Below are 22,108 nucleotides of genomic sequence, written 5' to 3' on the forward strand. Positions count from 1 at the left end.
GTCATCCCGCCTCCTTTATTCCGTTTTCCACTCAATCTGCTGCATCTGTGCTTCACTCAACGCAAAACGCCCACGATCCTTTTCGAAAAAAACGGTATTTTGCATATTCGCTCCATGAAAATTCGCATGATACAGACGAGAATGGCGAAAATCCGCTCCTTGCAAATCAGCATAGGCAAATTGAACACCGAGTAAGCCCGGTACACGATGCAGCTCGTCCGCACTGACTCCTTGTCCTTCGGCATAAGAGAAGATGGCTCCACTCAAGTCAGCATGACGAAAATCGGCATCACAAAGAAGCGAATGACTGAAATCTGTGCGTTGAAGCTTGCTCTTTACCCATCTTGTTCCGAATAGGACACACTCACGGAACTGACTGTCTGCAAAATTACTGCCGCTAAAATCGCAATAGCGCAAATCTAATGCTTCTACCATGCTTCGCGGCAAATCCATGTAGGCGAATGTTTCATGGGTGCAAAACGTTCCTTTCGGTTGCCCAAGCAAGCTTCTGCTCTCCTTCTCCTCCCGCTTGTTCCGCTCATCTACGTACACCACTTCACTGATGTCTTTGAATTCCCCCACTCGTATGTACAAACGATCTGCTTTCCTAATCTGTTGGTACTCAGGCAGCTTAATGAGCTCCGGAATCGCTACTCGGGCAAGCGCTGTGACAAACTGACCGAATAGCTCCATTTCCTTTAGCACCATATACTCCACATCAGCAGCGTGTATGATCCCCATGTACATTTTTCGGCGTTCGTCCAGTAGCGAAATGAGCTTGGAAGCCTCTTGCAAAGCCCATGCAGCATTGTAACGTGCATAACATTCTACTGGCTCCCAGTACCATTGCTCCGTATAAGCCTCTATCAAAAGTGTGTACGTGCCATCCAATACGGTTGTCCGCAGCAATGAATAGTGAATAAAACCGACAGGGGGTAGCTCCTCGTTGCTCTGCATGAACTCAATATGCAGGAGCATTTGCCGAAAAGACTCCACGAACTCCCGGACGAGCTGGTCCTTGTTTTGTTGGAAATAGCGCTCGAGTGCCGCTACGCTTTCAGCCAATGCTGGTAGAAAGGTGTTATCGTTCAAATGCTGGAGCGCTTCCTCTTTTTTCATCGATGCAAGTGCCCCCCTAGTTCATCTTGATTTCCGAACCTTTCAGCTCGATCTTGTCTTCCAGTTTGATCGTATTTCCTTTTCCACTCAGCTCTATTTTATCCGCACTAATATGAAGAGAAGCAGCTGATAGCTTCATGTCCTTATCCGCCGTTATATTCACGTTCTGGCTACTCTTGATATCGATTCCATTCGTATCACTGATCGTGATCGACATATCTCCTGTCGTGATCACAATTTTGTCAGGAGCCAGCACGATTTCCTTGCCATATTTGGTACGAAACGTCTTTACAGCAGGGTCCTTCATCCGGTCTCCACCACCACCTGCACCTGCGTTGCTTTTCGGTGTGGCTTTCTTTTTGGGAGCTGGCTTGTCGTCCTCCGGGATTTCCTTGAGAACAGAGCTGATCGCGATACCGTCCTCTTCTTTTTTGCTCGGGAAATAAATCCGAATCTGGTCATTCAGCTCTGGCATGACGTACCATCCGGTTTGATCCTCGGAGGCATAAATGGTGGAGTAAGGGAACCAGTATGCCGTACTCTGATCCTGCTGATCATCCATGTCCAGCTTGGCCCGCACATTGTCTTTCTGGACTTGCAGCACCCGGCCTTGGATGGACGCCCCGATGATCGCATGGTTATACTGTTTTTTTCGCGCCAGACCTAGCCGCGGATAAAGCTTGTATGTGTGCGTGACAATGCCTTCCTTCATCTCTGTGACCGCTTCTCCGACGACAAGTGGTCTGGATTTGAAATTCACCTCATTGCCTACCTCCAGCACTCGTTCGCTCTGCACTTCATACACGGTATAGTCCTGGTCATCGATTCCCGGAACCTTGTTCTCCGCATCACTCTGATAATCCCCGACACGCTTGTGCACCGTATAATGACTAACGGCCAGCTTTCCTTTATCTTGACCTTTTGGCAAACCGAAATAAAACTTGGGAATGTCAAAAGCCGTTGTCGGGATCAAACCTGTATAAAAACGCGATGCCATCCTCTTCAGAAACTGCCAATCGGTTTCCTCATACTGCATCACAAAAGTATTCAAAGCTTTGCCGTTCGTAACTGAGTCAATAAAGTCAGCTTTTCCGTACCCGGACAGCACCGTTTTCACGAGCCCCGCATAAGTCATCGCCGGGTTTTGAAACGAACGTTTTCTCGTTTTGACATCCAACAAATACGTATGAGAAATAGCCTCCAGCGACAAGTAATAAATATCGCGAACCGCTTTGACATGGACGCGCAGAACGATGCCCTGGAACCATGTTTTCGGTTTGCCCGATTCATCAGCCAGTGCCACGCTGATCAGTGTTTGCGCATTTGTCTGGTTCACGTAGCTATCTTTTCGCTCTTCAGAAATGATCCCCGTGAGTGTCAGTCGTGCATGCTCGTTCATCTTTTTCACGACTTTTATCGTTTGCAAATGCGTAAACTCATAGGGCGAAACTTGTATATCTCCATAAGTGAGTGTTCGATTGCTCATGGTATCCCCTCCCTGCCAGATGAATCCCCCTCCTCCGATGCTCCTAGGGAAATGGATTCATCTTTCCAAATAAGACCATTATTTTACATACAATCTTACAATCGGTATTATTTGGGATTTTTTGAATGGGTCGTTAGTCCTGAATGATATGATTTTGAGGCAAGGAGAGGGGCTTTGTACCTTTAATATCCCTTAAAATCGTCGCAGACCCTTGAATTCGTTTCCTATTTATTCATAACGGCTTCCTGCAATTAAAATGGTAGCAAACAAATTCCAATCTACACCTTCAAGATCAGCTAACATATTATCACAATCCTCAATCCATGATTCCATCCCACTTAGGAACTCTTCAAGGGACATATTCGCCCACTCTTTTTTATTTTGCTGATAATCCTTAATCAAATGAGAAATGAATTGAACCATATCCTCTCTACTCTCAACCGTACTCGCTCTCTCAAGAATATCCATGTGAAACTCCTCCCACCCCATGTCTTTATCTTCCATTTTATTATAGATGTTTTAACGGAGCTTGAAGAATTGGGGAATGAAAAAAGCCCGCTGGCGTGCAACGGACTTTCTGTCTCTTATGTGAAGGGGAACATCTGTCTAGTCAATAACAGGATTCGGGCTGTCACTATTCTCGTAGACGTTCCTTATTGAATAATCTCGGAAATTGCTTGCTTTTGCTCCAAAATCTCGCTTTGTACCTGTATCAGTTCTTTCAACAGATTAGCAGCCTCTTTCAAGGATGTCGCTGCTGGCTCCTTGTCACCAGCCTTGAATGCTTCTTTTGCTTCTTTCACTGTGTTTTTCTCATTTGCTTTCAATTCTTTTGCTTGCTCTTTGTTCTCTTTCTTTTCAGTGCGGATTGGCTTCAATTGTTGATTCATCTCTTTGAAGGACGCTTTTTTCTCTTTTACCTGGGTCAACTCTGTTTGGATATGCGCCAGTTTTTCTTCGATGGCGGTATGGTTTGCGGCGATTTCTGCCTTGATGCTCGCTACCTTTTCTTTATTCTTTGCTTTCTTCGCTTCTTTCAATTCAGCAGACAGCGCCTTGTTCTCTTCGCGGAGTGGCTTTGTCTCTGCCAGCGCGCTTTTCACGGTTTCACGTACTTCTGGCGTCACATCGCCCCAAAGAATGTCCCATGCTTGTTTGTTAGTCTGGGTTTGAGCCTCTAGTTTATCTTGGAGAGCTTTTTGCTCTACTTGCAGTGCTTTTAGCGCTTGAACTTCAGGCAGGCTGCTCCACCCTGCTCCTTTTCCTTCTTTCTCCGCCGCAAAAGCTCCTACCGCACTCGTTGCCAACAAGCACGCTGCGACTACAGATACGGAAAGCATTTTTTTCATGTGTGAACACTCCCTGTCTCCTATTGTTTCTTGCAAATAAATCGTACCGTACGAGCGTCAGGAATGTTCGGGATAACCTCGTGAAAAGTAAGGGGAAAGTGTGGGATTTGGGGAAAACGCAAAAAACCCAGGGAAGGCCTGGGCCGATCCGAATCGTCAATCAGAGAAAACTATTTGATATAACTGTTCTTGGTGTAATCTGGTTCCACTTGCAAAATGACATCTCCAAATTCAAATTCTTTCAAAGATGGCAGCAATATCAGCTTCATTATCGGAATCAAATGAAATAAACTGTGTACAATCAAACGTTACATATGACATAGCCTCACCTCATACTGCTCGATTAAAATGATGAAAAGTTCACGCTATTCTTGATGATTTTATCTAAAAACTGATCAAGCGAAGATGCAATTTGTTCAACTTCTTCAAATTCAGGTTCAGAACCGCATACTATTGAACCAAATTCAATTGCGAGATCTATTGCAAAAAAGGTATAACCATTTCTTACAGATAAAGCTATGGGCAAATACCTGTCCCAAAATTTTGTAATTTCTTGTTTCCATGAGTCATCGTCTCACGCCGATTCTAAACTTATTTTCTCAAACTCATCCCAACTAAACGCTAGTTCTACTTCTCGGTTAAAATTGTTTACACATTAAAACCAAGATTTTTCGTCTTCTGCTACACAAGTATCTACCAGTTTAAGAAATTGAATAAATTGTTCGGATATTACTGGATATCGATTAACGATTTCATTCGTCAATGTTAGTTCACCATTGATCCGCTTTTGAACTTCCCATCCTTTTTCTTCAGCCCACGTGAGAAATTCTATTATTTTTTCCATTCTTATTGCCTCCTGATTATGATAGTGGAGCATAAAAAAAGAAACCCAAGACGAGCTGACAATATTACTCGCTTGAGGTATAGGTAGTACTTAGTCCACTATCTCATTGTTAATCTAAATCGGTACCATCATATGCATCTCCAAGAGACTCAAAATCATCTTCATACCAATACCATGTTGTGCCTTCACCTTTTGACTCTATAAGTCTATTCAGTAAGTCCGTAAACGAGTTGGCTATAATCGCACAACTACCTGCAATAGCATGACAATCCCAATGACTGTCATAACATTTACCTAATCTATCTTTATGAAGATCAATTGTTAGATAGTCTCCATTTCTATCATCGGCTATGATAAACCAATTAGAAGAGATATCAGATTCACATAACTCTTTTACTATAACGGGATTTGCTAATTCGAATTTTTTTGGAGATACAATGTCTACACCAAAATCTTCATCTTTAAATAATTCAATTCCCCCGCAAAGTTCATAGAACTCTTTCACGTCATCTGGTAATATGTGTGGGTATTCAATCTTAGGTAAACCTAGAGATGGATGTATAATGCAATTATCAAAACCTTTTATTTCGTCGATAATTTCTTTGATATTCATTCATTACTCCCTCCATTTCCATTAGTCGACCACATTTCGTGTCGTCATACCATTCTAGGTCGGTGAGGTGTCCCCTAATCACCTACCTTGGTGTTGGTGGTTCCTTAGTTCCTTCATTAGGAAGGTCGTTATTTCTCGGCCTCATTGTAAGACCTCTAAAACTTCAATATCTTTTTCAATTCTCACTTTGATCTTCTCGGCTTTAGTTTTTACTGCAACATACAAACGGCTATTACCATCTCTAGCGACAAGTTGACCTTTAACATTTACTACACTAATTGGTGGGAAATTTTCACCTGATCTGGCCCTTGTTTTACAACTTTGGTAATTGGGACCTTACCGTTCGAGGTGTCAAATGACTTGTTTATTGATTCTTGTGCAAAATTTACCATTTTAGGGTTAACCTCAATTATGTTATCCCCACGGATAACGTCCCGGTCGAGGTAAATGCTTTAGCCCGGGAGTGTAATACGGTACCCACATGTAATACAAACCATTCGGGTCGGCTATTACTCCATCGAGACGATTATAACTAAACGGCTACTTGTGCCATCCCTCGTTCTTTTCCGCTTAATATCCTCGGATAATGTCCGTCCTTATGGTCAACCAACTGGTCAAACCTCTTAACCCTCTCGAGTAACATCCCGATATCTGTTGCTACCTATTATGTCACTGCAAGAGCATCTCAACTCTGCCGCCTGTTACCGTAACTCTCGTACTCCTAGCAATAGTCAATGACATCCTCGTAACCGATAATACTGTGCTCATGCCTGAGTAATTAAACCTACTTTATTCTGCACTTGTTTTAGCCATATACTTTTCTTATTTTAACTTGGATATGAAAAAAGCTCATTCCTTCTAAATGTTCAAGTTGGAATAAGCTTTCTAAGTTTATTAAGTTTAGTGTATGGTTTGAGGGCTTTATTGTACTGCCTTTGTTGTTATTTGATAGAGATTTAGAATAAATCCCATGTGCCTAAAAACTATTACCCGAGATCAATAAATTTTACCATTCTACCTCCTTCCATTCAAAAGAATATGCTAACACATCAATGCAAGAATCATGACCACGCAATACCCAATGCTTTACTCTAGGGGATATGAAACCAAAAGTTTCTTTTAAGTTCGATTCAACAACTTCATAAAATCCTGGATTTGGGCAAATATCGGTTTTGTTCCACTCATCACCTATAGACAAACCTCCATAATAGTAAGAGTCAAATATGCTGAAATCATATCTCTCATAACCATCCATTTTTCCATATATATTAAAAAGACATATTGGAGTAAATTTAATTTCGATGATTACACTTCCAGCTTTATTATATTCTTCGTCTGGTATGTCACCTCCGTATTTCAACTCTAGGTTAGCAATAACCTTATCATAGTGTTTAGTATTATATCCGCACATAACTTGTACACTTACTTCGCGATTTTCATAACCAATAAAACTAGCAAAATCATGAGATGGACTTATCATCCATGGCACCTTAACAGGTACAACTTTCATTTTGATCATATATTTACCTCCGCATCTCTATGGAAGTCTTACAATATCTAGTATTTCCAAATTGTTCGGTCCAACAGTTACTGGAATTGCTCTCCCAGGCATATTAAATGTCTCTCCACGATGCTTTATTGGTTTATTTTCCAACAAGCTTGGGTCCAATAGATTTAAAACATCTTGGCTAGGTATTATTTCTTTTGTTTTAGTTGGTTTTAATCCTGCCATACTTAATACTGCAAGAGTTCTATTACTTTCAGCTACTTTTTGTCCACTGTTAGGGTAAATGAAATATTTAACCTCAAATTGATCAGGATGTAAATTACCAGACTTCAAATCTGCCGCTACATCTGCCAATTTCCGTCCCTCAATATAATCTGGTGCACCACTGTTAATCCTAAATGTATCGGATATACGCCTTTGTCCGAAGAGTATTTCCTGAGTATCACCTGTCCCCTTTTTCGCAGGTGCCCATTTACCTGTTTTATTATTGTAATCATAGGTTCTTTGTTGCTTACGTTTATAATATCCACCATAAGCATCAACACCCGTCTCCTCTTTACACTTCATCAACCCCAACGGATCAATGAACCCAATCGGATCCCCATTTACATAAGCAAAACGGTTAAACCGTCTGCCCGTCCGTCATATCCCCTTGGAGCACATCTCGATTCAGGAACCGCTTCAATCCGGGATGGTAATACCGTGCCCGCATGTAGTACAACCCATTCGGATCGGTCATGACTCCATCCCGGCCGTTATAGCAAAACGGCTGTTTCGTCCTGCCCTCGTGTACTTCCAGTTCCCCATACAATCCGTAGGTATAACGGTCTGTGACTCGACCATGCTCGTCGGTCAACAGGGTCGTGCTTCCGCGCGTATCCGCGTGATAGGACAAATAGTCGCCTTGCGCATCCTCACGGCCAATGAGCCCCAGTCCATATACATAATACGCTTTGGCTGCTCCATTTTCCTCCAGCTCCATAAGAACCTGAGTCAGGTCAGCGTTTTGATCGACCACATACCGTGTCGTCTTACCGTTCCAAGTCATGGAGGTACGGACGTATTCGGCATCATAGGTGTAGCGAGCTTGTCCGGCACGGACGAGACGATTGCGGGCATCGTATGCATACGTTTCTGACTGTTGCTTGTCCGGGAACAACAGCAGATTACCGTCCTCGTCATACTGAACCGTTTGACCATCTACGGTGACCAGTCGGTTGTCCTTGGCGTATGTCATCGCCGTAGCAAGACTCGAACCTGAATCTCCAATAGCGGTAATATTCCCGCCCTGGTCATAGGTATAGAGAATCTTGCGTCCTGCCATAGCTCCGCTCGTCAGACGCCGCAGGGCATCATAGGTGTACTGCTTTTCTTCCTCTTGGATGATCTGCCCGAGCTCGTTGTACACAAACCGATATTGCTGGAGCATGACGCCTTGCGCATTTTGATCCCAAAGACGCAAAAGCTGTCCGGCTGTGTCATAGTGACGTTGCTCTACCGTACCGTTCGGTCGCTCTGTGCGGATGAGGCGGTAATTTTCATCGTACGTGTACCTTGTGACACGACCTGCCCAGTCTGTGACCGTGGTCAATTGACCTGCGAGATCGTAGGTATAGCGAACCGACTTGCCGTCTGGATAGACGAGCGTTGCCAGTCTGCCTCCCGCATCGTAGGTGTACTGGAGCGTATTCCCATACTGATCTGTACTGGAGACGATTCGTCCCAAAAGATCGTAGGTACGGCGCTTAGTGTCTTTTCCATCTTCTTTGACACTTACCACGCGACCCTCGGCGTCGAAAGTCCTGCGAACAGTCCCCGCTTCGTCCTGCTGCTCAATGAGCTGTCCAGCTGCATCGAAGCGGTAATGCGTTTCCTGACCGCGCGCATTGGTCTTGTCGGTCAGCCATCCGCGCTTGTCATAGCGGTAGGTCGTTCCTTCTCCGGTTGCGTTGCGTTCAGCTAGAAGCAAACCACTGGCATCGTAGGAGAGGGTGGTGGCATTGCCATTGGCATCCGTATAGCTCGTTAGACGGCCTTCACCGTCGTATTGCTGCTTGTATATGGCTGCTTCATTTTCCAATACCTCTGTCAGTCGTGCGGCTGCATCGTAGGAGAATTTGTTTTTTTGTCCAGCCGCATTCGTCTTAGCTATGACTTGATGAAGCTTGTTGAATTGGTATTGGGTTGTTCGTCCGAGACCGTCAATATGGGCAAGAATATTGCCTGCGCCATCATAGGTGAGCCCACTCACCTTCTGTCCGGATGCATCATAGACAGCCGTTAAGCGCCCGGCAGCATCGTATTCATAGCGCTGGGTGTTCCCCAAAGGGTCGATGACTGATGTCACTCTGCCCATGGCATCGCGTTCGAGACTGGTCTTCGCCCCGGTTGGGTCTACCACCCCAATGATTTGCCACTCTTTGTCATACTCATAACGAGTGACTTCACCGTAGACGTTCATTATGGATTCTACTTTTTCTGTAATCGTGTATCCGATCTTCGTCGATACTCCGGTCGGTGTTGTTTCCTCCACGCGACAATCCTGTGTATCGTACGTAAAGGAATGCATCCTTCCAAGAGGGTCTGTGACACCAACAAGATTATCGTTGGCATCGAATACCTGACGCAGCGAACCCCCATAAGCATCTGTAAAGGTTGTCATCCTGCCTGTAGGGTCGAAGCCAACACGGAAGATGCGGCCTTCTGGGTCCTGAGCGGAAACAAGCATTCCCTGTCCATCGTAATGATAAGTGGTTTTTGCTCCTGTAAAATCAATATAAGTGCTTCTTTGCCCGTGCTCGTTATACCCGATGGAAGAGGTGCAGCCGTCTGGTCGTGTAATGCTAACCAGCCGATCGTGCTCATCATAGGCGTAAGTCGTGACTCCGCCTTCCGCGTCTTCTTCTGCTATCAGTAGGTCATTCTCGTTGTACGTATACGTCGTTATATTGCCAAGAGGATCTGTCTCTTTTACCAGATTCCCGCGAAGGTCATACGTGTAAGTGGTTGTTTCGCCCGCTCCGTTTGTTTCAGATGTCGTTTGTCCCCACTCATTATAGGAGTATTTAGTGACCGTACCATCCTTCTCAGTCTTTTCCAGCAACTGGCCATTGTCGTCATGGACCATGACCTCGACATGCCCATTGCCGTCTGTGAAGGTCGTGACCATCATGCCCGGGCGGCTCTCGGTATCGTAGTGAATATAACCAGGGATGCCTGCTGCGTCTGTCTGGCAGATGATGCGTCCTTCTTCGTCAAACGTATTCGTGTAGACGATGACGCCATCGGATGCCAGAGATTCCAGTTGGTCATTTCCTGTATAGGACAAGTCAGTGACAACACCATTAGGATTGGTGTAGCGAGTCATCCTACGTTCGGCATCATACAAAAAGCGAAGGGAACGAGTCCCATCAGACAATGCTGACACCAAACCATCCGCCCCATACTCCAGTGAAAACGCTCGACGACTCCGCTCTTCTGTCAAGTGATTCAGCCTGCCATGCTGATCATAGCTAAAGAGCAGAGACATTCCGGCAGCTACCGTATGGCGAAGTGCTTGTCCATTTCTGGCAAAATCGTACGTCTCTCTCGTTTCCTTGACCCACAGCGTATAGCCGTCTTGTCTTTCCCGCAGTTCGTCAAAAAAGACATCCGCATCGCTGGACCGGTATAAGCCGCCTTGACTACGAGTAAAGGTATTGGCGCGGCCAGCATTCCACCACACCGTAATTTCTTCGCGTGTCTCATCCACGAATTCCAGGCGCATTTCGTAATTGTGCGTCCATGCTTTACCCAGTGCTCCCTCTTGCAAAAGCAATGAGTTGTAATGCAGCTCAAACGTCCACGTCTCCGCTGCGTACAGCTTGAGGGCAGGATGAACAATAAACTGCGCTCCGGTACCACCATGAACCGGGTCTTTGATGCAGCTTTTCGGTTTTACTTTTTTGACGTTCATCTTTCTTACCTTGCCTGGTTTCTTGTGCTTCCCTTTGATTCTTTTCCGAGCCCAGGCCATTCCCGTTACGGTCGAGAAGACACCATCCGTCGCATAATCTAATGCCTCAGATCCGGCTTCCTTGATCACTTCTTTCACAACAGGTTTCTGCATGAACTTGCCGACCATGCTCTTCTTCAGCTTCTGCACAGCGGCAAGCTTGTCCATGCTCTCCTGAATGTTCCGCGCAGCAGTGACGACCTTGCCTTTCACTGCGCTTGCTGCATTGGCCGTCGCTTTTGTTGCCTTCACTGCTTTCGTCGTCAGCTTGGCGCAGTCACTGCCGTACCCGCACCTTCGCTCATTTGATTTTGAACATGCAAAAAAGGCTGACTCCATCTTATTGTTGAAAGATGGAATCAACCTTTGAAAGTTTATCATGTGATAGTAATGTTACTTATTGTACGTGCTTTTTATTGTAATGTACGGTTCTTTTTTAGTATATTGTCCTTATATTTTTCCACCCATTTCTTCGAACCAATCATTGAATATATGACTAGGTAATTTTTCAGGATCATTAGTATACTTTATCTCGTAACTGTATTGAGCTTTTAATTTGTTCTCAGATACGTTATAAACCAATTTCATCTCTGTGGGCATTTCCCTGTTATTTTTCTTACATAAATCACTAATTTCACGTAAGTTTTTATTAAGAATATTGAGTAAAGTTACTTGTCTCTCTTTTGATATATCATAGCTAGGTCTTGAATTACTATTAGTGTCTAATACTGCATCATTAACCTTGTGTTTTTTTACAATAGCTTTGTTAATTTGATAAAATACATCTGTACTAAATTGTCCATATTCATTCGAGGCATATATATATATCATATCAGCTTTATTATTTACATACTCAAGACAAATGGAGACCATATCTGCCTGTAGTTCTGAAAAATAATCTTCAAATACTTTTGTCATAGTCCAATCTCCTTTAATTTACTAAATCAAAAACTTTTAGCTCACCATCTATTATGTAACTTACATTAAAACTAGACGGTCTAAGCGAATCCCCCTCATAATTTACTTTTACATCAACAGACACTTGTTTAGGCGGATTCTCTTTTAAAGCTCTTGCCCATTCATTTTCAATTTTCTTATAAGTACTGAGATTAACCTTACTTGACTGGGATACAAGGTTATCGATATCTGGTGAACCACCAAACCTATCACCTGCCAAATGCCCTGCATGGTCTCCAGGTTCCTTACCTGGCGTATTTGATTCATGTGGTAATCGTTCATCTCTTGCAGTTAATTTTAGATCATCTGTTTTAAAGCTTTCAATTCTGCCTAGATGATCAGTTTCATAGTCATATTTGTGTTCACCTGCTTTGTACTGCACATTCGGTTTAAGTTTTCCTGTTTCATCAAATGGATTATCAACAAATGTTTTATTAGGACCATTTCCGGATCCATCAATTTCAGGCGGCTTCTCCGGCGGCTTTTGATTCGGCTTCTGCCCATTCGGTCCCCCGTATGTTTCGCGCCACTTCAGTTGGTTCTCTGTAGGGGCAAGCTCCACTACATCTTTTTTATTCGAGAATTTTATTGGAAACCCTTCCGCCGATTGTAACTGAGGGCCTAAACTATCCGCTAAATTCTGCAAGCCTTCTTGCATATCATCGCGCAGCTTCCTAACCTTTTGCTTGAGCTGTTCCTTCATCTGTGTTGCCTTGGCTATGACAGCATCTTTTGCAGCCATGACGCTAGCGTACAACTGCTCCTTGATTCGCTGGACGGCTTGCATCACATCCATCTCGTCTAGTGTTTTGCGGGCAGCCGTCCAGACCTTCCCGACGGTGCTTTCGACGGCATTTGCTACCGTCTTCACTACATCCGCCGCTGAGTCTGCTACCTCAAGCACTTTCTGTCCCGCTTTCGTTCCCTTTAGTGCTTTATGCGCCTTTGCTCCCAGCTTGGCTCCGGTTGCCGCCCAGCCTGCAAAAGGGATACACGCCGCCAAAGATAGCGCCGCTCCTGCATAGTCTCCTCGTGCGAGCGAGATTCCCGCATTCGCTAAGTCCGCTATTTCTCCCAAACCCGGAATGAGTCCCACAACATCCAGCGCTAACTGTACACCATCCAGAAATCCACCCCAGCCAGACTCTTCCTCTTCCTGCTGCTCCTCTTCCTCCTCTTCCTCCTCCTGCGGCAAATCCTCTACAACCACAGGCGCCTTCGTCAGCCCGACCATCTCAATCTTCGGCGCTTGAAGATCCACTTCCCCGTCCAAAATCATGCTGCTGGTGCTGCACATGAGGTAGATCGCTTCCTTGGCCTTGATCTCGACCTTCGTATCTGACGTAATCTCCATATCCTTTTCCGAGGAAAATACGATCGGGTGCATACTGTGAATCTCGATACCGTCCTCTTCATGCAGCTTGATAAAAATATTGCCTTCCTTGCTCTCCTTTGCAGTGAGAACGAGCTCTTTGCCGCCCATCATCAGCTCTTTGCCAAAGTTGGTTCCCCAGTACTTGATGCAGGGATTGCCTGTCTTTGGGGTGCTGCCTCCACCTTTTCGCACGGAGCTGACTGCCATGGCGCCTTCTTCATCTGATGTGGAGAAGTACAGCTTGACGGAGTCACCCATTTGCGGCATGCAGTGAAAACCGCTGTTGCCCTCTGCTGAATAGACCGTAGCATACGGAAACCAGCTCGCCTCTGCCTTGGACTGCTTCGGATCAATGTCGAGGTGGATTTTGACGGTGTCCTTCTGGATGTCGATAATCTTGCCTTCCAGCGCGGCGCCGCATATGTCGTCATTGCGGATGGGATTTTGCCGGATGCCTGCTTCTGGCATGAGCTGATAGGTGTGAATGAGCAAGGCATGGTCGATCCTCGTTGTGGACCCGGCGACGACCAAGTCTTTACCTTGGTAGTTCACGCGATCTCCGAGCTGGAGGACCTGTCCGCTTTCTACTTCATAGGTGAGAAAATCGTTTTCCGACATACCTGCCGCATAGCCGTTTTCTGTCGTTTCCATATAGGGAGAAAGCCTTTTGCTGATGGTGTAGCTGGCGTCTGTCAGTTGAGCAGTGCGTCCCTCGGGCAACCCGAACCAGAACTTGGGCGTATCCGCGACAGCCTCGGCGACGAGAATGGAACCAAAGCGAGAGGCTAGTCGCTTTAAAAACTGCCAATCTGTCTCCTGATACTGGATGGCAATGGTCCCAAGCGGCGCTCCGTTCGAAGCATGGTCCAAATAATCCGAGCCGGGGTAGTCCTTCGTGATTTCATCCAGCAGACTGGCATACGTCATTTGTTTATACTGAAAAGAGCGCATCTTGCGCTGTCCGTCCATTCGCTGCGTGTGCGAGACCGCTTCCAGCTCCAAATGGTACACGCCGTGAACAAAGTTGACACTGACGGAATCCACGAGTCCTTTGAACAGTGTCTTTGTAAGTGAACCGTTTTCCACCAAATTCAGCGCGACTGTATCCTCACTCGTCGCCATCTCAATGTAGCGGTCGCTTTTTTCCTCCGGGATGATACCGGTGACGAACAGTCTGGCGTGCTCATTGACTTTCTTCACGATTCTGACATCCTGCAGGCTTTGGATTTCAAAGGGTGAGACCAACTGAATATTCTCGTATCCAGCCAGCTTCTCTGTCGTATTCATACAATCCCCCTCACTATTGCTCCTGTCCGTCGTCTTCGATGCGTATGCAGCCTCCATATATGCACATGTTCGTGCTGGTGTTTAACAGGGCGGGATGGTTTTCCACGAGTACATCTGCTTTGCCATCGATCCAGGGCATGGTGACTACAGGAACGCATGGCATCGGCTTGAGTACGCCGTTGTTGGCAGCAGTAGCAGCCGCAACGGTTGGATTTTTCTCACATTTGCATTTGCCAAACGGCATGATATTTACTTGCGGCATATAGTCATTCACGTTCATCTGTGCCTGGTTGCGAATGTACACACCATGACTAAACGGCGTTTTCAGCTTGTTCTTCTGGCTCCCGTAATCGCACGAGAGAATCGCTCCTGCCACAACGTAGCTTTTCTTCGGAGCGGACGACGGTACAACATCGACATCTTCAATCATGGGCATGACTTATTCTCCTCCTTGCTTGCTCTACTTTTTTCAAGCGGATACCGAAAAAGTCCCTGCGCAGCAAAGCTTCCGCCAGCCGCAAATCGATGATGATATACGGTTCGCGAATCCCTTCGATTTGAAAGATCGTATGGCGTCCAATCTTTTCTGGATCGAGAACCAGCCTTTTGAGTGAGCCGTCCCTGTGAAACTCGCTTTGCTCGGACAGACAGTTCACGCGCGGCAGGATCATCAGCCAGTACAAATCCTGCTTGATCCGCTCCCTGTCTACCAGCACGACGGATTTGACGAACAGCTTTGGCGCGAACTTATGGATGATTGTCTTTAAGCGGTTGGAATAGAGCGGGATCGGTCTGTCGAGATAATCCAGGTAGTCGTTTTCTCGCTTTTGTTTAATGTCGAACTGGATGATTGCCTCGTCCAGCTCTTCCTGATATTCTGGGAGAGCAAACAGCTACTTGATTTTGTGCATGCAAAAAAGGCTGATTCCACCTCATTGTTAAAAGATGGAAATCAGCCTTTGGAAGTTTGTCAATTGATAGTTAAGCTGCTTATTTTTTCGTTTATTGATTGTACGTTCTTGTTTTTTGGGGATTACATGGATTTACACAAAAATCTTGCCAGATCCTTACTATGTTAACAAACCATTCTCTTCTAACACTTTATACCATTCATCCTCTTTTGAACCAACGGTATCTATACTTCCTCCAGATTCAACAAACTTCAATCCAATTTCTCCATATTGTTCTCCTAGAAAATAGTTAAGTAAGAAGTTATTGAAGTCTCCATATGACTCCAAAACATAATTTTGATCTAATGGATCTCCAAATAAACACGTTACTTGGCCATTTTCCTTATTAATAAACAGGGGATACATTTCAATTTTTCCTATACAAATCCAGTCACCATCAAACCTTTGCATTTCCTCTACATAAAACTGATTTTCGGCAACTTTCCGTTGACCAAAAATATTGATAACTCCTCCAATTAATCTTTCATATCGATTTGTAATCAAGTAATAATCTTTTAAATTACTATTCTGGGAATTTGTGAATTGTTCTTCATTAGTATTTTTAACAATGTCCGCAAAGATCAGACTTAATGGATCGTCACTTAATATTTCACTAATTTTATCTATTTTTCCGATTACTATTTCGATCATATTCCTCACCTTTCTATTTTTATTTTTATTCTAGAACCATACGGAACATCTTTTAATTGTACTCCTAATACTCCACCTAATCTTCTATTTGTAAATTGATCCATAAGTTTTAAATTCCGTTTAACATCTGGTCCATCTAGTCCTAAATCCCACATATGATCCGGATCCAAATCATCTCTAACTTTGTCTATTAACTTTTTAGCTAATTCTTTATCCCTATGATAATAATGTTTAATTATTTTCTTAATTACAGCAGCTTTGTATTTCTTTGTTAACTCTTGATCTCTTACCGGCTTTACTTTCCTTAATAAATTCGCATCGCTCAATTTTTGCAAATATTTAACTTTCCGATTAAAATCTCTTCGGTTCATATCACGATACTCGTCACCCCATTTTACGTTCGTTTCAAAACGTATTGTTGTCTCGTAATATTCCCCTAGCTCATCTACTTTCTTTGTTGCTGGTGTTACTTTCTTTTTAGCCGTTTCATCCTTACACTTCATCAACCCCAACGGATCAATGAACCCAATCGGATCCCCATTCACATAAGCAAAACGGTTAAACGTCTGCCCGTCCGTCATGTCCCCTTGGAGCACATCTCGATTCAGGAACCGCTTCAATCCCGGATGGTAATACCGCGCCCGCATGTAGTACAACCCATTCGGATCGGTCATGACTCCATCTCGGCCGTTATAGCAAAACGGCTGTTTTGTCCTGCCCTCGTGTACTTCCAGTTCCCCGTACAATCCATAGGTATAACGGTCTGTGACTCGACCATGCTCGTCAGTCAACAGGGTCGTGCTTCCGCGCGTATCCGCGTGATAGGACAAATAATCGCCTTGCGCATCCTCACGACCAATGAGGCCCAGTCCATATACATAATACGCTCTGGCGGTTCCACTTTCCTCCAGCTCCATAAGAACCTGAGTCAAATCGGCGTTTTGGTCAACCACATACCGTGTCGTCTTACCGTTCCAGGTCATGGAGGTGCGGACGTATTCAGCATCGTAGGTGTAGCGAGCTTGTCCGGCACGGACGAGACGATTGCGGGCATCGTATGCATACGTTTCTGACTGATGCTTGCCCGGAAGTAACAGAAGGTTGCCGTCCTCATCATACTGAACGGGTTTACCATCTACGGTGTCCAGTCGGTTGTCCTTGGCGTACGTCATCGCCGTAGCAAGACTCGAACCTGAATCCCCGATCGCGGTAATATTCCCGCCCTTGTCATAGGTATAGAGAATCTTACGTCCTGCCATGGCTCCACTTGTCAGGCGCCGCAGGGAATCATAGGTGTACTGTTTTTCTTCCTCTTGGATGATCTGCCCGAGCTCGTTATATACAAACCGATATTGCTGGAGCATGACCCCTTGCGCATTCTGATCCCAAAGACGCAAAAGCTGTCCGGCTGCGTCATAGTGACGCTGCTCTACCGTACCGTTCGGTCGCTCTGTACGGATGAGGCGGTAATTTTCATCGTACGTGTACCTTGTAACACGACCTGCCCAGTCTGTGACCGTGGTCAATTGACCTGCGAGATCGTAGGAATAGTGAACCTTCTTGCCATCTGGATAGACGAGCGTTGCCAGTCTGCCTCCCGCATCGTAGGTGTACTGTAGCGTATTCCCATACTGATCTGTACTAGAGACGATTCGTCCCAAAAGATCGTAGGTACGACGCTTGGTGTCTTTTCCATCTTCTTTGACACTTACCACGCGACCCTCGGCGTCGAAAGTCCTGCGAACAGTCCCCGCTTCGTCCTGCTGTTCAATGAGCTGTCCGGCTGCATCGTAGCGGTAGTGCGTTTCCTGACCGCGCGCATTGGTCTTGTCGGTCAGCCATCCGCGCTTGTCATAGCGGTAGGTCGTTCCTTCTCCGGTAGCATTGCGTTCAGCTAAAAGCAAACCACTGGCATCGTAGGAGAGCATGGTGGCATTGCCATTGGCATCCGTATAGCTCGTTAGGCGGCCTTCTGCGTCGTATTGCTGCTTGTAGACGGCTGATTCGTTTTCCAATACCTCTGTCAGTCGTGCGGCTGCATCGTAGGAGAACTTATTCTTTTGTCCAGCCGCATTTGTTGTGGTAATGACTTGATGAAGCTTGTTGAATTGGTATTGGGTTGTTCGTCCGAGTCCGTCAATATGGGCAAGAATATTGCCTGCGCCATCATAGGTAAGACCGCTCACTTTCTGTCCGGTTGCATCATAGATAGCCAGTAAACGTCCCGCTGCATCGTATTCATAGCGCTGGGTGTTCCCCAAAGGATCGGTGACAGACGTCACTCTGCCCATGGCATCGCGTTCGAGACTGGTCTTCGCTCCGGTTGGATCTACCACCCCAACGATCTGCCATTCCTTGTCATATTCATAACGAGTGACTTCACCATAGACGTTCGTGATGGATTCTACTTTTTCTGTAATCGTATATCCGATCTTCGTCGATACTCCGCTCGGCGTAGTCTCCTCTACCCGACAATCCTGTGTATCGTAGGTGAAGGAATGCATCCTTCCAAGAGGATCTATGACACCAACAAGATTATCATTGGCATCGAATACCTGACGCAGCGCCCCCCCAAAAGCATCTGTAAAGGTTGTCATCCTACCTGTAGGGTCGAAGCCAACACGGAAGATACGCCCTTCTGGGTCTTGAGCGGAAACGAGCATTCCCTGTCCATCGTAATGATAAGTAGTTTTTGCTCCCGTAAAATCAATATAAGTGCTTCTTTGCCCGTGCTCGTTATACCCGATGGAAGAGGTGCAGCCATCTGGTCGAGTAATACTGACCAGCCGCTCGTGTTCATCATAGGCGTAGGTCGTGACTCCGCCTTCCGCGTCTTCTTCTGCTACCATGAGGTCATTTTCGTTGTACGTATAGGTCGTTGTATTGCCAAGAGGATCTGTCTCTTTTACCAGATTCCCACGATGGTCATACGTGTAAGTGGTTGTTTCGCCCGCTCCGTTTGTTTCAGAAGTCGTTTGTCCCCACTCATTATAGGAGTATTTGGTGACCGTTCCATCCTTCTCGGTTTTCTCCAGCAATTGGCCATTGTCGTCATGGACCATAACCTCGACATGCCCATTTCCGTCTGTGAAGGTCGTGACCATCATGTCCGGGCGGCTCTCGGTATCATAGTGAATATAACCTGGGATGCCTGCCGCGTCTGTTTGGCAGATGATGCGTCCTTCCTCGTCAAACGTATTCGTATAGACGATGACGCCATCGGATGCCAGAGATTCCAGTTGGTCATTTCCTGTATAGGACAAGTCAGTGACAACACCATTGGGATTGGTGTAGCGAGTCATCCTGCGGTCGGCATCATACGAAAAGCGAAGGGAACGAGTCCCATCGGACAATGCTGACACCAAGCCATCCGCCCCATATTCCAGTGAAAACGCTCGACGACTCCGTTCTTCTGTCAAGCGATTCAGCCTGCCATGCTGGTCATAGCTAAAGAGCAGCGACATCCCGGCAGCTACCGTATGGCGAAGTGCTTGTCCATTTCTTGCAAAATCGTACGTCTCTCTCGTTTCCTTGACCCACAGCGTATAGCCGTCTTGTCTTTCCCGCAGTTCGTCAAAAAAGACGTCCGCATCACTGGACCGGTATAAGCCGTCCTGAACACGAGTAAAGGTATTGGCGCGGCCAGCATTCCACCAAACCGTAATTTCTTCGCGTGTCTCATCCAAGAATTCCAGACGCATTTCGTAATTGTGTGTCCATGCTTTTCCCAGTGCTCCCTCTTGCAAAAGCAGGGAGTTGTAATGCAGCTCAAACGTCCACGTCTCGGCTCCATACAGCTTGAGGGCAGGATGAACGATAAATTGCGCTCCGGTGCCTCCGTGGATAGGGTCTCGAAGGCAACTTTTCAGCTTCGCTTTTTTGATGTTCCGCTTTTTCAGCCTATCAGTGTTCTTATAAGTCACACGAACTTTTTTACGGCGCCCGGCAATTCCCGTTACGGTTGAGAAGACACCATCCGTCGCATAATCTAATACCTCAGATCCCGCCTCTTTTAGCACTTCCTTCACAATAGGTTTCTGCATGAACTTGCCGACCATGCTCTTCTTCAGCTTCTGCACAGCGGCAAGCTTGTCCATACTCTCCTGAATGTTCCGCGCAGCAGTAATGACCTTGCCTTTCACTGCGCTTGCTGCATTGGCCGTCGCCTTTACCGCTTTAGATACACCCAGTGCTTTGTCTGCTGCCTTTACCGCTTTCGTTGCCTTGGTCATCGCTTTTGTTGCCTTCACTGCTTTCGTCGTCAGCTTTGCCGCAGTCACTGCCGTACCCGCACCTGGAATCGCAGCTGCAAGGGACATAGCGGCACCCGCATAATCGCCACGCGCGACAGATATCCCCGCATTGACGACGTCTGCTACTTCCCCGATGACAGGGATCATCCCCACGATATCGAGTCCAAGCTGTAAGCTATCGAGGAAGCCCCATCCAGAATCCTCTTCCTCCTGCTCCTCTTCAACGACTTCCTCTTCTTCCTCCTCCTGCGGCAAATCCTCCACAACCACAGGCGCCTTCGTCAGCCCAACCATCTCAATCTTCGGTGCTTGAAGATCCACTTCCCCGTCCAAAATCATGCTGCTGGTGCTGCACATGAGGTAGATCGCTTCTTTGGCCTTAATCTCAACCTTGGTGTCTGACGTAATCTCCATATCCTTTTCCGAGGAAAATACGATCGGATGCATGCTGTGAATCTCGATACCGTCCTCTTCATGCAGCTTGATAAAAATATTGCCTTCCTTGCTCTCCTTTGCAGTAAGAACGAGCTCCTTGCCGCCCATCATCAGCTCTTTGCCAAAGTTGGTTCCCCAGTACTTGATGCCGGGATTGCCCGTCTTCGCCGTGCTGCCTCCACCTTTTCGCACGGAGCTGACTGCCATGGCGCCTTCTTCATCTGGTGTGGAGAAGTACAGCTTGACGGAGTCACCCATTTGCGGCATGCAGTGAAAGCCGCTGTTGCCCTCTGCCGAATAGACCGTAGCATACGGGAACCAACTCGCCTCTGCCTTGGGCTGCTTCGGATCGATGTCGAGGTGGATTTTGACGGTGTCCTTCTGGATGTCGATGATCTTGCCTTCCAGAGCAGCGCCGCATATGTCATCGTTGCGGATAGGGTTTTGACGAATGCCTGCTTCGGGCATGAGCTGATAGGTGTGAATGAGAAGGGCATGGTCGATCCTTGTTGTTGATCCCGCGACGACCAGCTCTTTGCCTTGGTAGTTCACGCGGTCTCCGAGTTGGAGGACCTGTCCGCTTTCTACTTCATAGGTGAGAAAATCGTTTTCCGACATACCTGCCGCGTAGCCGTTTTCTGTCGTTTCCATATAGGGAGACAGCCTTTTGCTAATGGTGTAGCTGGCGTCTGTCAGTTGAGCAGTACGTCCCTCGGGCAAGCCGAACCAGAACTTGGGCGTATCTGCCACTGCCTCAGCGACGAGAATGGAACCAAAGCGAGAGGCCAATCGCTTTAAAAACTGCCAATCTGTCTCCTGATACTGGATGGCAATGGTCCCAAGCGGCGCTCCGTTCGAAGCATGGTCCAAATAATCCGAGCCGGGATAGTCCTTCGTGATTTCATCCAGCAGACTGACATACGTCATTTGTTTATGCTGAAAAGAGCGCATCTTGCGCTGTCCGTCCATTCGCTGCGTGTGCGAGACCGCTTCGAGCTCCAAATGGTACACGCCGTGAACAAAGTTGACACTGACGGAATCCACGAGTCCTTTGAACAGCGTCTTTGTAAGCGAACCGTTTTCCACCAAATTTAGCGCGACTGTATCCTCACTCGTCGCCATCTCAATGTAGCGGTCGCTTTTTTCCTCCGGGATGATACCGGTGACGAACAGTCTCGCGTGCTCATTGACTTTCTTCACGATTCTGACATCTTGTAGGCTTTGGATTTCAAAGGGTGAGACCAACTGAATATTCTCGTATCCAGCCAGCTTCTCTGTCGTATTCATA

The 22,108-nt window shown here is 46.3% G+C and carries 15 protein-coding genes; all 15 read right to left on the reverse strand.

Going from position 1 to position 22,108, the window contains the following annotated elements; translation table 11 throughout:
- Window positions 1–15 precede the first annotated feature (15 nt).
- On the reverse strand, window positions 16–1,119 hold the full coding sequence (locus KB186_RS21315; protein WP_232774321.1) for a pentapeptide repeat-containing protein: 1,104 nt from the start codon (window positions 1,117–1,119) through the stop codon (window positions 16–18).
- 16 nt (window positions 1,120–1,135) lie between these two features.
- The gene (locus tag KB186_RS21320; protein ID WP_232774322.1) at window positions 1,136–2,605 is read right to left on the reverse strand and encodes a contractile injection system protein, VgrG/Pvc8 family; all 1,470 of its coding nucleotides are present in this window, start codon (window positions 2,603–2,605) and stop codon (window positions 1,136–1,138) included.
- Between the two features lie 228 nt (window positions 2,606–2,833).
- On the reverse strand, window positions 2,834–3,073 hold the full coding sequence (locus tag KB186_RS21325) for a DUF7660 family protein (RefSeq protein WP_173610763.1): 240 nt from the start codon (window positions 3,071–3,073) through the stop codon (window positions 2,834–2,836).
- A gap of 185 nt (window positions 3,074–3,258) precedes the next feature.
- Window positions 3,259–3,954 carry a hypothetical protein gene (locus KB186_RS21330; RefSeq protein WP_232774323.1) on the reverse strand — a complete coding sequence of 232 codons (696 nt, stop codon included), beginning with the start codon at window positions 3,952–3,954 and terminating at the stop codon, window positions 3,259–3,261.
- Between the two features lie 655 nt (window positions 3,955–4,609).
- Window positions 4,610–4,798, reverse strand: coding sequence for a hypothetical protein (locus KB186_RS21335; RefSeq protein ID WP_221868027.1), 189 nt, complete (start codon window positions 4,796–4,798; stop codon window positions 4,610–4,612).
- A 109-nt stretch (window positions 4,799–4,907) separates the two neighbouring features.
- A complete protein-coding gene (locus KB186_RS21340; protein WP_173610762.1) occupies window positions 4,908–5,411 on the reverse strand; it encodes an SMI1/KNR4 family protein in 504 nt (167 codons plus the stop codon).
- Window positions 5,412–6,417: 1,006 nt separating this feature from the next.
- Window positions 6,418–6,930: a hypothetical protein gene (locus tag KB186_RS21345; protein ID WP_173610761.1), complete on the reverse strand. Its 513-nt coding sequence runs from the start codon at window positions 6,928–6,930 to the stop codon at window positions 6,418–6,420.
- 18 nt (window positions 6,931–6,948) lie between these two features.
- Window positions 6,949–7,485: a hypothetical protein gene (locus KB186_RS21350; RefSeq protein ID WP_232774324.1), complete on the reverse strand. Its 537-nt coding sequence runs from the start codon at window positions 7,483–7,485 to the stop codon at window positions 6,949–6,951.
- Window positions 7,486–7,540: 55 nt separating this feature from the next.
- Window positions 7,541–11,164 (reverse strand): DUF6531 domain-containing protein, encoded by a 3,624-nt coding sequence (locus KB186_RS21355; protein ID WP_232774325.1) that lies wholly within the window; start codon window positions 11,162–11,164, stop codon window positions 7,541–7,543.
- A gap of 198 nt (window positions 11,165–11,362) precedes the next feature.
- A complete protein-coding gene (locus KB186_RS21360) occupies window positions 11,363–11,830 on the reverse strand; it encodes a DUF600 domain-containing protein (RefSeq protein WP_173612575.1) in 468 nt (155 codons plus the stop codon).
- 13 nt (window positions 11,831–11,843) lie between these two features.
- Window positions 11,844–14,531 carry a DNA/RNA non-specific endonuclease gene (locus KB186_RS21365; protein WP_232774326.1) on the reverse strand — a complete coding sequence of 896 codons (2,688 nt, stop codon included), beginning with the start codon at window positions 14,529–14,531 and terminating at the stop codon, window positions 11,844–11,846.
- Between the two features lie 13 nt (window positions 14,532–14,544).
- A complete protein-coding gene (locus KB186_RS21370; RefSeq protein WP_232774327.1) occupies window positions 14,545–14,967 on the reverse strand; it encodes a DUF4280 domain-containing protein in 423 nt (140 codons plus the stop codon).
- On the reverse strand, window positions 14,954–15,424 hold the full coding sequence (locus tag KB186_RS28485) for an imm11 family protein (protein ID WP_370646709.1): 471 nt from the start codon (window positions 15,422–15,424) through the stop codon (window positions 14,954–14,956). The genes KB186_RS21370 and KB186_RS28485 overlap by 14 nt, the downstream gene beginning before the upstream one ends.
- A gap of 177 nt (window positions 15,425–15,601) precedes the next feature.
- Window positions 15,602–16,132, reverse strand: a complete 531-nt coding sequence (locus KB186_RS21380; protein WP_219663817.1) for a hypothetical protein — start codon at window positions 16,130–16,132, stop codon at window positions 15,602–15,604.
- A gap of 5 nt (window positions 16,133–16,137) precedes the next feature.
- Entirely contained in the window at window positions 16,138–22,107 is a 5,970-nt protein-coding gene (locus KB186_RS21385; protein WP_229088141.1) for an RHS repeat-associated core domain-containing protein, read from the reverse strand.
- Between the last annotated feature and the right edge of the window lies 1 nt (window position 22,108).

The sequence above is a fragment of the Brevibacillus sp. AF8 genome (assembly GCF_021270385.1).
Classification (GTDB): domain Bacteria; phylum Bacillota; class Bacilli; order Brevibacillales; family Brevibacillaceae; genus Brevibacillus.